The organism is Bradyrhizobium sp. MI1.10 (assembly GCF_055811035.1).
Genome location: NZ_JBVVPN010000022.1, coordinates 1 through 14,343, shown reverse-complemented (window position 1 = coordinate 14,343; position 14,343 = coordinate 1). Strand labels below are relative to the sequence as shown.

9 protein-coding genes are annotated in these 14,343 nt (G+C 58.1%); 6 read left to right on the top strand and 3 right to left on the bottom strand.

The genetic code is table 11. The features are described 5' to 3' along the window. The first annotated feature begins 17 nt into the window (after positions 1–17). From ctaD to AC0L3K_RS22925, 5 genes are read left to right on the top strand one after another with little or no spacing between them, the layout of a single operon-like run. Positions 18–1,793, top strand: a complete 1,776-nt coding sequence (ctaD, locus tag AC0L3K_RS22945) for a cytochrome c oxidase subunit I (protein ID WP_007601154.1) — start codon at positions 18–20, stop codon at positions 1,791–1,793. After that, positions 1,790–2,494 (top strand): cytochrome c oxidase subunit 3, encoded by a 705-nt coding sequence (locus AC0L3K_RS22940; RefSeq protein WP_473366954.1) that lies wholly within the window; start codon positions 1,790–1,792, stop codon positions 2,492–2,494. The genes ctaD and AC0L3K_RS22940 overlap by 4 nt, the downstream gene beginning before the upstream one ends. A gap of 15 nt (positions 2,495–2,509) precedes the next feature. After that, on the top strand, positions 2,510–3,232 hold the full coding sequence (locus tag AC0L3K_RS22935) for a heme-copper oxidase subunit III family protein (RefSeq protein ID WP_219684592.1): 723 nt from the start codon (positions 2,510–2,512) through the stop codon (positions 3,230–3,232). Between the two features lie 9 nt (positions 3,233–3,241). After that, positions 3,242–3,643 carry a cytochrome C oxidase subunit IV family protein gene (locus tag AC0L3K_RS22930; protein ID WP_007601157.1) on the top strand — a complete coding sequence of 134 codons (402 nt, stop codon included), beginning with the start codon at positions 3,242–3,244 and terminating at the stop codon, positions 3,641–3,643. Positions 3,644–3,677: 34 nt separating this feature from the next. Next, complete coding sequence (locus AC0L3K_RS22925) at positions 3,678–3,971, top strand: GYD domain-containing protein (protein ID WP_219684590.1); 294 nt, start codon at positions 3,678–3,680, stop codon at positions 3,969–3,971. Positions 3,972–4,077: 106 nt separating this feature from the next. Here AC0L3K_RS22925 and gspG read toward each other — a convergent pair whose 3' ends face one another. Then, complete coding sequence (gspG, locus tag AC0L3K_RS22920; RefSeq protein WP_473366953.1) at positions 4,078–4,494, bottom strand: type II secretion system major pseudopilin GspG; 417 nt, start codon at positions 4,492–4,494, stop codon at positions 4,078–4,080. Positions 4,495–5,239: 745 nt separating this feature from the next. Here gspG and AC0L3K_RS22915 point away from each other — a divergent pair. After that, positions 5,240–8,590 carry an AAA family ATPase gene (locus AC0L3K_RS22915; RefSeq protein WP_007601159.1) on the top strand — a complete coding sequence of 1,117 codons (3,351 nt, stop codon included), beginning with the start codon at positions 5,240–5,242 and terminating at the stop codon, positions 8,588–8,590. 115 nt (positions 8,591–8,705) lie between these two features. On the opposite strand, the gene AC0L3K_RS22910 is transcribed toward AC0L3K_RS22915, so the two are convergent. Together AC0L3K_RS22910 and AC0L3K_RS22905 are read right to left on the bottom strand one after the other, a co-directional pair. After that, on the bottom strand, positions 8,706–9,980 hold the full coding sequence (locus AC0L3K_RS22910) for a patatin-like phospholipase family protein (RefSeq protein WP_007601160.1): 1,275 nt from the start codon (positions 9,978–9,980) through the stop codon (positions 8,706–8,708). Between the two features lie 2,243 nt (positions 9,981–12,223). Further along, positions 12,224–12,841, bottom strand: coding sequence for a lysozyme family protein (locus AC0L3K_RS22905; protein ID WP_473366952.1), 618 nt, complete (start codon positions 12,839–12,841; stop codon positions 12,224–12,226). Positions 12,842–14,343 lie beyond the last annotated feature (1,502 nt).

Genomic DNA, 14,343 nt, shown 5'->3' with positions numbered 1-14,343 from the left:
CCAAGGAGGGGATTCCGATGGTCGATGTCCCGTTTGACACAGTCGCAGGCGTCCCGCCCGCCGAAGTGGGCGAGGTCGAGCTCTATCATCCGAGAAGCTGGTGGACGAGATACGTCTTTTCGCAGGACGCCAAGGTCATCGCCATCCAGTACTCGATCACGGCGATGTCCATTGGGATGGTTGCGCTGGTGCTGTCATGGCTGATGCGGCTGCAACTCGGATTCCCCGGCACGTTTTCGTTCATCGATCCGAACCAATATCTCCAGTTTATCACCATGCACGGCATGATCATGGTGATCTATCTTCTCACCGCGCTGTTCCTTGGTGGCTTCGGCAACTACCTTATCCCGCTGATGGTCGGCGCCCGGGACATGGTGTTTCCCTATGTGAACATGCTGAGCTACTGGGTCTACCTGCTCGCGGTCGTGGTGCTGGCCTCGACCTTTTTCGTACCCGGCGGGCCCACCGGCGCCGGCTGGACGCTGTACCCGCCGCAGGCGATTCTCTCCGGTACTCCCGGGCAGGATTGGGGCATCGTTCTCATGCTGGCCTCCCTGATCCTGTTCATCATCGGCTTCACCATGGGCGGGCTGAATTACGTGGTGACAGTGCTGCAGGCGCGCACGCGCGGCATGACGTTGATGCGTTTACCCTTGACGGTGTGGGGCATCTTCACGGCCACCGTCATGGCGCTGCTGGCCTTCCCGGCGCTGTTCGTTGCTTCGGTGATGTTGCTGCTCGACCGCCTGCTGGGAACCAGCTTCTTCATGCCGACGCTAGTCGAGATGGGCACGCTGACGAAATACGGGGGTGGCAGCCCGATCCTGTTCCAGCATCTGTTCTGGTTCTTCGGTCATCCCGAGGTCTACATCGTCGCCTTGCCGGCCTTCGGCATCATTTCCGATCTGATCAGCGTCCATGCCCGGAAGAACATCTTCGGCTATCGCATGATGGTCTGGGCGATCGTCGCGATTGGCGCCCTCAGCTTCGTCGTGTGGGCGCACCACATGTATGTGAGCGGCATGCACCCGTATTTCGGGTTCTTCTTCGCCACCACGACGCTCATCATCGCCATCCCGACTGCGATCAAGGTTTACAATTGGGTGCTGACCCTTTGGCGCGGCGACATTCATCTCACCATCCCGATGCTGTTCGCGCTGGCGTTCATCGTCACCTTCGTAAACGGCGGCCTGACTGGCCTGTTTCTCGGCAACGTGGTCGTAGACGTTCCGTTGTCCGACACGATGTTCGTTGTCGCTCATTTTCACATGGTGATGGGTATTGCGCCGATCATGGCGGTGTTCGGCGGAATCTATCATTGGTACCCGAAAGTCACCGGACGAATGCTCAATGAGGCGCTTGGACGATTCCACTTCTGGGTCTCGTTCCTCGGCGCCTATGCGATTTTCTTCCCCATGCACTATCTGGGCCTGTTGGGTATGCCCCGCCGCTATCACGACATCGGCGAAACGGCATTCGTTCCGGCATCCGCCCATGACCTCAATGCGTTCATGAGCGTCGCGGCCCTGATCGTCGGCTTCGCCCAGCTCGTGTTCCTGTTCAATCTGATCTGGAGCCTGTTCAAAGGAAAAGAGGCCGGCGGCAATCCCTGGGGCGCCGCGTCGCTGGAATGGCAAACGCCAGAGACCCCGCCGGGGCATGGCAACTGGGGCAAGGAGCTCCCGATCGTCCATCGCTGGGCCTACGATTACAGCGTCCCCGGCGCCGCCATGGATTTCGTGCCGCAAAATGAACCGCCGGCAGGATTGTCGGCGCAAGGGCCCCACGCATGAGCGCCATCATCCTGTTCATGGCTGGAATAGCCGCAATTGCGGGATGGTGGCTCTCGCAACAGCGGCTGGCAGCCAAGCCATGGCTGGAGGAAGGCGTGATGGTCGATCTTCGCGAGGAGAGTACCTCGTCCCTGCCGGCGGCGAAGCTCGGATTGGGCGTATTTCTCGCGGTCGTCGGCTCGCTATTCGCACTCTTCATCAGCGCCTACTCGATGCGCATGAACATGGTGGACTGGCGGACGCTGCCAGTGCCAGCGCTGTTGTGGTTCAACACCGGCGTCCTAGTCTTGAGCAGTGTGGCACTGCAATGGGCGTATATGGCCGCGCGCCGCGACGACATCGACGACATAAGCATCGGCCTGTGCGCGGGTGGAGCGTCCGCCATTACATTCCTTGTCGGGCAACTGCTGGCGTGGCGCCAGCTGAGTGGCGCCGGGTACTTCCTGGCGTCCAATCCAGCCAATTCGTTCTTCTACCTGATCACCGCTGTGCACGGGCTGCATCTGATGGGCGGTCTGGTGGCGCTCGGTAGAACGACTGCCAAGGTATTGCGTGGCGCCGAGGCGAGCCAAATTCGTCTGAGCGTGGAACTCTGCACTATCTACTGGCACTTCCTGCTGTTGGTCTGGCTGGTCCTGGCCGGCCTGCTGACGGGCTGGACAGACAATTTCGTCGACATCTGTCGCCAGTTGCTGAGCTAGGGAGGCAAGGACCAGATGGCAGAAACGGCGCTGATAAACAACGTAGAACCGCCGGCGCGGCCTGCAGGTTGGCGAGGCATCGCCGCCGATTGGTCCTCGGATCAGCGCGCCTTCAAGAACGTTTCCTGGGGGAAGGCCATGATGTGGATCTTCCTCCTCAGCGACACCTTCATCTTCAGTTGTTTCCTGTTGTCGTACATGACGGCGCGAATGTCCACGACCGTGCCGTGGCCCAATCCCAGCGAGGTCTTCGCCCTCACGATCGGGGAAAAGAAAATCCCGCTCATCCTGATTGCGATCATGACCTTCATCCTGATCAGCAGCAGCGGGACGATGGCGATGGCCGTCAACTTCGGTTATCGCCGCGACCGCGTGAAGACGGCGGCCTTGATGTTGGCCACAGCAGCATTCGGCGCAACGTTCGTCGGAATGCAAGCCTTTGAATGGACCAAGCTGATCGTGGAAGGCGTCCGGCCCTGGGGCAATCCCTGGGGTGCGGCGCAGTTTGGTTCGAGCTTCTTCATGATCACCGGCTTCCACGGCACCCATGTGACGATCGGCGTGATTTTCCTGATCGCCATTGCGCGAAAGGTTTTACGGGGAGACTTCGATGTCGAGAGGCGCGGTTTCTTTACGAGCAGAAAAGGGCATTACGAGATCGTCGAGATCACCGGCCTCTACTGGCACTTCGTCGATCTCGTGTGGGTGTTCATCTTTGCACTTTTTTATCTCTGGTGAGGTCGCAGCATGACAAACGTCGCGGTACATCTGGAAGCAAAGCAACACGCGCTGCAAGCTCACATGCATGACGCATCTGCATCAGGAGCCACGCACACAAAGGGCCAGCAGCATCCGATCAAGCTTTACCTCGTGGTCTGGGGATGGTTGTTCGTTCTCAGCACCTGCTCCTATCTCGTCGACTATTTTGGCCTCCACGGCCATCTCCGATGGTCGCTGATCCTGCTGTTCATGGTGTTGAAGGCTGGCCTGATCGTTGCGGTCTTCATGCACATGGCCTGGGAGCGGCTGGCTTTGGCCTACGCGATCCTGCTGCCGCCGGTGCTGGTGCTGGTCTTCGTGACGATCATGGTGCTCGAATCCGACTACACGCATCTGCTCCGGGTCTTGTTTTTCGCCTCAACGGCATAGCTAGCATTGCTTTCGTGCCAGAAGGAGGACGGCAATGACCACCTATGTCATGCTTGCAAATTGGACCGAGCAAGGCATCCAGAAGGCGAAGGACTCGCCACGCCGTCTGGACGCTGCGAAGAAGGCTCTCAAGGATATGAGCGGCGAGATCAAATCCTTCTTCCTGACCATGGGTGACTATGACATGGTCGTGATCCTGGAAGCCCCGGACGACGCGGTCGCGGCGCGTTTCAGCCTGCAGCTGGGGATGCAGGGAAACGTTCGGACGCGCACGTTGAAGGCGTTTCCCGAAGCCGCCTATCGGGAAATCATCAACTCGCTCGGCTAGTCGGCTCGGGGACTATCCCGGCCGGATGAAGTTCGCAAGGACGCGTAACGCGGGCGATGTCGTCCTGGACGCAGAGGACGCGCTCGCGGCCACGGTGCGGCGCTCACTATTTCTGCCAGTTAGCGATATCGGCTGCCTGCTCGGTGCCTCCTTCGCGACCGTCGGCTCCAATGGACGCCAGGTCGTAGGCTAGCCCATGCGTCCCCGGAGATGCATACTCATATGGCTTGCCCCAAGGATCGTTCGGAACCACGCTGCCTTTCAAGTAAGGCCCGTTCCAGCGTTCGACGTTGTTTGGCTTCTGCACGAGCACGGCCAATCCAACACCCGTCGCCGGATATGAGCCATTGTCGAGATAGTACAGGTCGAGCGCTTGCGCAAAGCTCTCGATCTGAATCCTGGCCGCTTTGGTTTTCGATTCCGACAGATGGTTGAGCACACGCGGGCCCACCAGACCGACGACGAGACCTATGATGGTAATCACGACGAGCATTTCGACGAGCGTGAAGCTGTCCTGCTCCAACAAAACACGCTGGGGAGCGGTTCGACCGATTAAAACTACGCTGATGCTGGCGCATTGCTCAACCTGGACTTGCTCTTCCTCTCGTCTCGTCAAAACATCAAACGACCAAGATGGCGGGCTATCAGGGCGCGAGGTCGGGGAGTTAAGCTGCCCTCCGGTAAGAGAACAGCGCCTCCACAGTAGTGGGTCATCTCAAGCCTTGGCGTCCTTGATCTCATCGTGGTGAGACAGGCTCGAGACGTGGTTCGGAAACCGTGGGCACAACGAGAAGGATACGTATTGGACCGGTCCTTCGATCGACGGCCGGGTATCGCAAATCCCCGATCAAACTCTTGAAGGTGCGGACGGCTAAGCGGGGCTGATGCAATCGTCCCTCACGGCGAACAGATGAGCCGCCGCAAGCACTGCCTTATTTTTGGCAAGCATCGCATTTCGGGGAACGACGACGCTCGCCATTGATCCCGGGCGCCATCGATTTCGATGGCCAGTGCCTTCAAATGCCTGCATCTCCGGCGCTACGGCTTCCGCTTCTGGCGCCTCAGACGTGGAAGAGCGGAAGGTGATCGGCATCAAGCGAACGCCACGATGGACCTTCAGAGACCGTGCTTGACCGCGCCGACCCTGAGCCAGGAGGAGTGCCGGTTTTGCGTTGCGGGAAGATCCGGGCTTCATGCCTTCGTCTCAGATGTGCCTACGCTTACGTTCTTGACGTGCTATGCTAATTATAACAGCCAATAGGTGTGCCATGTCCGGTATTGCAGAATGGCTATCATCGATCGGTTTGGGAGAGTACGCTCAGCGCTTTGGCGAGAACGCCATTGACCTATCAGTTGTTGGGGATCTCACCGAGCAGGACCTGAAGGACCTCGGTGTCCTGCTCGGCCATCGCCGCAAGATGTTGCGTGCTATCACGGAGCTCAAGGGCGACATTGCGCGCACGCCTCAAGCGGGCGGCAAGGCGGCGCGGGACGGAGCCGAGCGGCGTCAACTCACGGTTATGTTTTGTGATCTGGTCGGCTCGTCGGCGCTCTCGGCCCGTCTTGATCCCGAAGATTTGCGAGGGGTTGTTGGCGCCTACCACAGCTGCATTGCGGAGGTGATCGCTCGGAATGAGGGTATCATCGCGCGATACATGGGCGACGGAGTGCTCGCCTATTTCGGTTATCCACATGCCCACGAGGATGATGCCGAGCAAGCGGCGCGCGCCGGGCTGGCGCTGGTCGATGCCGTGGCCAACCTCCAGACATTCCCGTCCACGCAACTTCGAGTCCGCGTCGGGATTGCTACCGGGATGGTGGTCGTAGGCGATTTGACGGGAGAAGGTGCGGCGAAAGAGCAGGCGGTTATTGGCGAAACACCAAATTTAGCTGCGCGCTTGCAGACGCTCGCCGATTCGGGCGCCGTCCTGATCTGCGAGAGTACTCACCGGCTAACCGAAGGACATTTTGAATTCCGGAATCTTGGCCCGGTCATCCTGAAAGGTTGGGCGGAGCCAACACAAGCATGGCAGGTGCTGGGCACTACCGGCATCGACAGCCGCTTCGAGGCCCAGCACAAAACTCAGTTGACGCAGCCAATTGGACGCGAGGAGGAGATCGAGTTGCTGTTGCGTCGCTGGCAGCGCGCCATGAGCGGCGAGGGTTGCGCAGTAATGCTTACCGGAGAGGCGGGCATCGGTAAATCGCATATCGCCTTGGCGCTCGACGAGCGGCTGCAAGGAGAGGAGCACATCACGGTGCGCCAATTCTGCTCGGCGCATCATACTAATAGTGCGTTGTACCCGTTTATCCGGCAACTCGAACGAGCCGCCCGGTTCGAGCGGAGTGATTCGCCGACGGCTAAATTCGCCAAGCTTGAGGTCCTGCTCGGTCGATCCGGAGCTGACGCAGATCGCGTAGTGCCTCTGGCCAATCTTTTGTCCTTGCCACTCGGTGAGCGTTACCGACTGCAGGAGCTGAGCCCGCAAAAGCGCAAAGAAATGACATTAGGGGCGCTATTGGCTCAGCTGAAAAGCCTGGCAGCACTGCAACCAGTGTTCGTCATTGTTGAGGATGTCCATTGGGCGGATCCGACTTCTCTCGAGCTCCTGACGATGACCTTGGAACAAGTACCGCGGCTTCGGGTGCTGCTGCTCATCACCGCGAGACCGGAATTCACGCCGCCTTGGCCTGGTCATGCGCATGTTACGACGCTCTCTTTGACGCGACTTAACCGTCGCAACGGAGCGGCGTTGATCGAGCGGGTCACCGCCGGCAAGGCGCTCCCGAAGGAGGTTTTGGATCAGATACTCGCCCGCACTGATGGCGTGCCTCTGTTCGTAGAGGAGCTGACCAAGACCGTGCTCGAAACCGGGTTCTTGCAAGAGCAGGACGATCATTACACCCTAAGCCGCCCTCTGCCAGCGATGGCGATTCCGACCACGTTACAGGCATCGCTAATGGCCAGACTCGATCGATTGGCCCCGGTAAGGGAGGTAGCTCAGGTCGGCGCCGTGGTGGGTCGCGAGTTTTCGTACGAACTGCTGAGCACGGTGGCCGGGTTGCCAAGAGAGAGACTGGAGGAGGCTCTTGCCCAGTTGGTCCGATCGGAGTTGATCTTCCGCCGCGGCGAGTTACCGCAGGCGGTGTATACCTTCAAGCATGCACTTGTGCGGGACGCTGCCTATTCAGGGCTCCTGAAGAGCCGACGCGCAGCGCTGCATGCCACGATCGCGCAGGCCTTCGAGCAACGGTTCCCGGAAATTGTGGATGCTCAGCCCGAAACGCTCGCGCACCATCTCACTGAGGCCGGACTGTTCGAAAAAGCGGAGGCATACTGGTTGCAAGCCGGCAAGAAGGCAGCCACGCGCTCCGCCAATCTTGAGGCCATTGCGCACTTGCAACGAGGGATCGAGGCCACGAGCCATCGGCCCGATGACGCACGAAACGACAGGCTTGAACTTGACCTCCAGTTCGCTTTAGGCCCCTGCCTGATCGCTACCCAAGGGCCGGCCTCCAACAAGGCGATGGCTACCTTTACCCGCGCGCGAGAGCTGTGCGAGCGCCTGCGAGATCCTCCCGAGCAACTTCAGGTCATGTTCTGGCTAACCACTGCGAGCGTCATTCGCGGTGAGCTGCCGCTGGCCCAGGAAACGATCGCCGCTTTGCTTCATCTCTCCCAAACGCGCGGCGACCGGCCAGCCTTGCTCAATGCGATGCGCGGGCAGGCGATGATCCGCCTGTTCATGGGACAGATCACCGGAGCCCAGGAAGCGATCGAACGGGCTTTCGAAGCCTTCGAGGCGAGCAGCGAGGAGGATAGACTGGCAGCGCGTGTGGCCGGCCAGGATGCCGGCGTGGCCGACCTTGCGCTGATGTCGTGGCCACTGTGGCTACTTGGCCGCGACGATACTGCCATTATGCGAATGGACGCTGCAATTCAGCGCGCGGATGCCATTGGCCATCCGCATTCGCAGGCATACGCTTTTTATTATGCCTGCATTCTCCAAGCTCTCCGCGGCGAATTCCTGATAGCGCAAAGTTATGCCGAGCGCTGTATCGCCTTATCAGAGGAGCATGGATTCCGGCAGTGGCGTTTGGCCCGCGCCGTTCGCGGCATATGCATGGCATCGCTCGATCCCTCACCCAACGCGCTCGGAGAAATCCGTCCTGCGTTGGACGAGTATCGTCACGCAGGTTATCAGTTGGCCATTACCGCGCTCTTGGTACTTTTGTGTCAGCGCCTGTTGATTGATCGAGACTACGAGCCCGCGCTGGAGTTGATCGAGTCGGGCCTCGCTATAAGTACCCGCAACAGCGAACGAATTTTGGAAGCCGAGTTGTACCGACTCAAAGCACGGGTGCTAATAGGCCGCGGCGGACCAGATGTCGAGGCTGTGGCACAGTCACTGATCGAACAGGCATTGGCCATGGCAAGGGGGCAACGCGCCAAGGCCCTTGAGCTTCGGGCCGCGACAGACCTTGCCGCGCTATGCATCGATCAGCAACAACGCGAGCAGGCGCTCGATTTACTTGCGCCGATCTATGACTCCTTCACCGAGGGCTTCGACACGAGAGATATGAAGCAGGCGAAGGCGCTGCTCGACAAGCTGCGGTGACTATCGCAAAACGCCGGTTGGTTGCGTCAGGCCCGGATGATTGGCCTCAAATCATTATTCGAGGTCGAGGATTTCCGTTCGGAAGACTTCCGCCCTTCCAATGATGCTCGAGCCTTTATGCAGCGGCTCGCTTCAGCTCCTTGTGATATTCGCACACGCTTTGCCAAGCTGACCCCTCTGGCTTCTCGTTGATGAAATGCGGCCCGTTGTGCGCAGGTCGCGCCTCATGCTTTCCGAATGCCTCGAGCGCCTGCTCCGCAGCGGCCTTTCCCAGCTTGCGTCCATTATCGAGATTGCTGTGATTCCATTTGAAATTGATGTGACCCGGAACGTGAATCTCTATGATCTTGAGTTTCTTGTCCCTTGCCTCCTCCTGTTTCGATTTTTTGTCACACCGGATGTGGTATTTGAAAAGCTTGACGTCATCTTCGCCAACCGTCGAGGCGAACAATTGGCAAAGATTTGCCAGCGCGTCATGAAGATTCTCCGGCTTGCGGATTTGCTTTGAATCGACAATCCGGCTCACCCATATCTCTTCCAGCTCCGGGTGCTCCTCCAGCAAACTTTCGAAGTTGACGGTATCGACAAGCGCCCCTTCGCAGTAGGTCACTCCGCCAATCTCTACGGTACCTTCGACGAAGGGAAGAGCTGAACACGCACACAAGGTGCTTGCGTCGATAGGGCCCTCAAACATAAACTTTCCGCTCGCCCTTTTCATGGGACGATTGGAAAATAATGCGAGCTTCTGCTGATCAAGGTTCCAGGCGTTATGGAAGATTACTGGTTTTCCAGGCTTTTTCAGCTGTTCGAAATCTATCCCCTTCATGAACTCGCTATCTGGATAGTTGATCCTTGACAGGCCGTTGACTTTGGAAAGGTACATTAAGGACGTCAAATAACGGATGAAGGGATTGGTTGCCATCGCTTGATTGAGAATCCATCTATTGAAATCCCCTTCATCCAATCTTGTGAACTTCTTTTTTCTGTCTCTGTCAGGCAGCTGATTGAACAAAATCTCCATCGAGTCCTGGAAGACGTCCATCATCCGGTATGGATCCCATAGGAAGTCCTTATAGTTGTCGGAATCGCTGACGAAGTTGTTCAGCGCCTTTATGTTGCTGCGCCAATCCGGACCGAAGACTGTGTTTATGGGAAAACGCTTATAGCTTTCGTCGTCCCGAAAGACGCCATTCCTGAAGAATTGGTGAGTCTTTTCGACTTTGTCTTCATGATCGTCCCATTGGTTGTAGACGATCCCGACCCATGCGCCGATGCAGGACAGTGCCCAGACATCGAACGTTATGTTGTGTGCGGTGAGAGCTTCCAGAACCCCGATGTGCAGCCCTGCCGCCGGTCCACCACCCCCGAGCGTTATTGCTCTCTTCGCCATGGCATCCTCCGTTGACTCTTGTGTGGTTATGCTCCGATCGAATTTCACTGCCGCGGAAGACTAGTAGTTTTCATGCCTATTGAAAAGCGTTCGGACTCTCCGTTGGCCGGACTTTGGCAGAACGATGCGCGGGAGCCGTGGTGGTTGATCCGAGACCCCGAGCGACGCGAGTTAGACGTCGCGGCAGGGGATCGCTAAGCTCTCGCAGATAGAAGCGAACGCTTTCGTTGTGTCGGTGTCCTCGAAACAGAATCGGGTCCCGGAGTCCGCACGTTCTACCCACCAGTCGATCTTCCTTCCTTTTGATATCCGGGCCGCCTCTGAGCGGAGCTGATCCAACTGTCGTCCATAGGCCCGAACTATTACGCAATCTGGCTTAGTCATTAATCAATGTTCTTTCCGCAAAAAACGCATAAGCGCTGATCGCGCCACCTTATGAAGATGCGCTCCGATCAAGAGCCTAGCGTCGAGACTGTTCATCTACCTCGTGCGCGGCCAAGGTAAGCTCTATTTCGGTGAGCTGTTCCAACAAACGATGCACGATGTCGACGCAGTCTGATGACGGTATGGATCTCACGCCTCGTGCGTTAAGCTCCGCTTCGAGGAGCTTCGCCAGTACAAATTTGACACCCATTGGATTCCTAAAATGCGGGCCGGGATGAAAACCCAATACTGCACCATTTGGGAAAAAGTTGCAATTGGAGGTAGATCACAGAGCCGCAATTCAATACCCTCGGGCGGAGATACAAGCCTGCGAAGGCACATCGCATCTAGGGGGATTCGTAGATCCGGCCTGAGCGAGAGGCCCTGCGGTTCACGCCATCGGCGCGGTTATCCGCTAGTGGATCGAGACCGGTGCGGAGCGACTGGCCTCCTCACGTCATTGGTTCGCCGACAGGCTACCAATCGTCAGTGCGTCCCTTCGCTCTATGTCTCTGAGGAGCGGAGAAAGTCGCTTGCATGGTCATATTGTGCGCTGCCATCTACGATCTGCTGGGCGCGCGGGCCAAGTAGGGCGCCAACGATTTCGGGACCGAGCAGTTCAAGCGCGGTCTGCCCATAGCTGAAGCAAATTCGCGGGAATGTCTTTCATAGATTCCAAACAGGTTCAGTAAGCGATGTTCGCCATCGTGGTTGTGGTCCTGATGCGCCTTCGCTGCATAAAAAGCAAACAAGCCACGAAAAGCTTCAGGGGAAACGATAGGTTTGCCATCGCAATGTCCCCCAATAAAAAGCGAGCCATCTAATTCACGAAATTTGGAGTTCTCGTGGAATAAAAGCTACTGGTATTTAGTCGCTCGGCTTTGAAGAATCGGTCAGCAAAGCTGTCTTGACTAATGCAGCCGCCGTGACAGCCAGGCGCCATCGCCGGGGCTACGGTTCTTCACCTTTCAATGTCTGTTCCTATAATGCTTTAATGTCTCTGCCGTACCGCCGCACCGCCAGTGACAACCTGGTAAGGAGGGCTGTCAAAGAGCCCTGAGGGACCCGACAGAGCTGAGGCTGCGGACTACCTGGACCGTTCTGTGGTCTGCAAACACGCTCAGTCTCCCTTCTAAATAGGTATGAGCGTCGCCCTGCGTGCGCCTGCAAGCATCCGGAGTTTATTCCGATCTACTGCTTGAGTGAGCACAGGTGGTCACGAGCAGCATGGTCCGGGTGCATTGCCAATCGGTTCCCAACATCGGTTCATAGACTCCACGAGGAGTACCGATCGCCATAGTAGTACCAGCCGCCATCAAAACAACGGCGGTCAGCGCGAGCATTCGATAGGTTGCCAATTTCCACTTCATTGCGCTTCCCTCCAGTGGAAGCGTACACGCTACGCTCGGTGATACTTGCCGCTTGTGAACTACTTCACACAATGCGCATCACAGCCGTGTGCAGGAGGCGCGCCAGCGTGAACTGAAGGGCCTCTGATCGTGCCGGCAATCAGATCAGTTCATCGGCTGCCCCTTTGCACAACAATCACAGTTCGCCGAAGACCTCACTGACCTTCATCTTGATCGGCAAAAGTGGGTCTCCTCAGAAAGCGGAGCGGCGGACGCCATCGCCGGCGCTGCGGTACGGGGACATGGTGGTTATCGCGACGGGCAAGCCGCGGCGCTGCCGCCGGTTCCCTCATCGATGAGGTTGCGTCAGGTGAGATCTGGCAAGCGCCGTCCTGAACGCTATGGATCGGCTACCGAGCTGGCTTCCAGCCGAGAGCTTCGCGACCGCAAATCGCGTAGTTATCTGAGCCGCTAACGGCCAGGCCGAGTGCCTACTGCCATTTTGCGATCGGCCCAGCTCTTAACATCGCCGACGGTCGTCGCCTTGAGGAACGCGTTCGCCTTGACCAGCTTTTCGCGTGTGGTTCGACCCGTTATGTCAGCGGCGGCCATAACTGAAGCAGCATCGGCAGTTTCTGCGCCGGAAAATAGCGCCACGGCTCCCGCCGGTCCCGCGAAATGGGCGAGGTAGAGAGAACCGGGCGTGGCCGGCAGACCGCGCTTGGTCAGCATCGCGGCATGTTGCTCGACCAGCCGTGCGGCAACCTCGCGCGTAAGCTCAGCATCTCCGCGCAAGTCCAAGACTTCCTTGTCGCTGCGGCCCTTGATCAGATCGCGTCGGTGCCTTCGAACGGCTTCGAGCCACGTATCATCGAGAAACTGGGCGGCGCCGGTGGCGCTCGACCGCTTGTTCCTTGCATTCGGGTCACCGTTGGACTCGGCTATGATAATGCGCTCGACCAATGCCTTCGCAGCCGCTCTGTCGATCGATTTCCCCTTCAATTGAGCATCGCGAAACAGGACGAAACTTGCGACGAAAGCCAGGCCGATTGCCAGTCCAACAACGAGCGTGATGAATTCCGCGGACAACCACTTCCGCGCGGCGACAACGGATCCACGCTCGTCGGGGCGAGGCGGTCGGATTTCCTCGTCGCGGCGTATTTGCTCTGACACATGCGGCGGGAGCCGCGGGTTGCCATCGGCTGTCGTCCCAACGTAGAGGAATCCGTGCTCTAGGTCTGGCATCGCGTCTGCAGGTTTAATGCTTTCAAAACGCCATCGAAGGCACCTGACAGGCACGGCTTTGCCTCCGCGATTGGTTTGGCACGACTGGCGCCTGCGCTTGCCTTGGAAATTCCGTGGCGGGGCCGAGGCCTGGGCAGCATGATCGCGGATTTTCCGCTTGCGTTGCCTTTCTGCTCGATGATCTTCGAATGTGCTGGTGCAACGATCGCAATGTGGTCCGGCGGATCCTTTAGTTCGCTCGAGGAAAGTGGCTGCGGTGGCGCTTGGAGTTGCGGAGTTTCGAGCCGGTCTGCCTTGGTCAGTGTATCGTGTGAGGGACGTAATCCGACCGTTGCGAGAGCCGGCGGCTCGTTCACAGGCTCTGTGATGCGCGGGGGCGCCTCGAGCTCCATCACGGCGAGTGTACCGAGGCCAATTAGGAAGAGAGCTACTCTCATCTGATTTCACGCCCTCCGAACGAGAAACCTCACTCAAATCCTCTTAGAAATGAGCTCCAGAAATCAAGGACGGATTGCAAAGGTCCAATAAGGCCCCTTAGCGGCAGAGGTGAACCGGGAAGCGCTGCTATGGGAGAAGATCAAAGACAGGGTTAACGCGGATCATGCGAACTGGCCGAGTGAAGGGGATAGTCAACCCGATGTGGCGCTGCCGGCTTCTCACTTCGACAATGTCACCGAACCCCAGCTCGACGCCGTCTCGTCCTCGCTACGCCCTGGCAAGTTCGCGACTGCATTTTGCAGCGGGAGGTGTGCGTCTGTGAGTTGGTTCAAACAGCAAGGGGGACGGCGGAGTACATTTCCGCCGTGGAGGACTTCAGCAGCTTGGCAGCACGTGAGGGTGAGCTACGCAATCGTGAGCGATCACTGCAAACCGTCGGCAGGTTATCTGAGACTTCTAAGCGAGGCCGCCGGTCCACGCGGTGGAAAAGCACCGGGTCAAAATGGACAAGTAAAATATCGGGCCAGCCCCGGTGTCGAAGTTTTAGCGCTAAATTCGTCCGGATGGCGAAAAGGGCCGCTGGCTGCTGCGTCGACCTTCCACCCTGGGACATCACCGGACTCGGGCGTTCACCTCCGTCGGAAAGCGCGCGGTCACGTTGGCGGTCATTGTTCGAACCCGAGCAAGCGGCGATCAGTCCCAGCCAACCAAACAGACTTGCCCGTGGCATCGAAGCGCGGGCGTCGACGAAGCGCGATCTTGGCGGATTGGCTCCTGCCGATGTCATAGAGATTTGCAAATGGGGAACACCGGCCGCCGACCTACTTGACGTAGATCATTCGTTCCTTAGTGGCCCGCAGGCTGCGGATGTAATAGCCTTGTGCCTGAACGGCTGACTTGATTTCGTT

What these genes read in the sequence shown, in the direction of transcription:
- AC0L3K_RS22915 (WP_007601159.1), top strand. Translation starts at nt 5,240, where the DNA reads ATGTCCGGTATTGCAGAATGGCTATCATCGATCGGTTTGGGAGAGTAC.
- AC0L3K_RS22940 (WP_473366954.1), top strand. Translation starts at nt 1,790, where the DNA reads ATGAGCGCCATCATCCTGTTCATGGCTGGAATAGCCGCAATTGCGGGA.
- AC0L3K_RS22925 (WP_219684590.1), top strand. Translation starts at nt 3,678, where the DNA reads ATGACCACCTATGTCATGCTTGCAAATTGGACCGAGCAAGGCATCCAG.
- AC0L3K_RS22930 (WP_007601157.1), top strand. Translation starts at nt 3,242, where the DNA reads ATGACAAACGTCGCGGTACATCTGGAAGCAAAGCAACACGCGCTGCAA.
- AC0L3K_RS22910 (WP_007601160.1), bottom strand. Translation starts at nt 9,980, where the DNA reads ATGGCGAAGAGAGCAATAACGCTCGGGGGTGGTGGACCGGCGGCAGGG.
- AC0L3K_RS22935 (WP_219684592.1), top strand. Translation starts at nt 2,510, where the DNA reads ATGGCAGAAACGGCGCTGATAAACAACGTAGAACCGCCGGCGCGGCCT.
- ctaD (WP_007601154.1), top strand. Translation starts at nt 18, where the DNA reads ATGGTCGATGTCCCGTTTGACACAGTCGCAGGCGTCCCGCCCGCCGAA.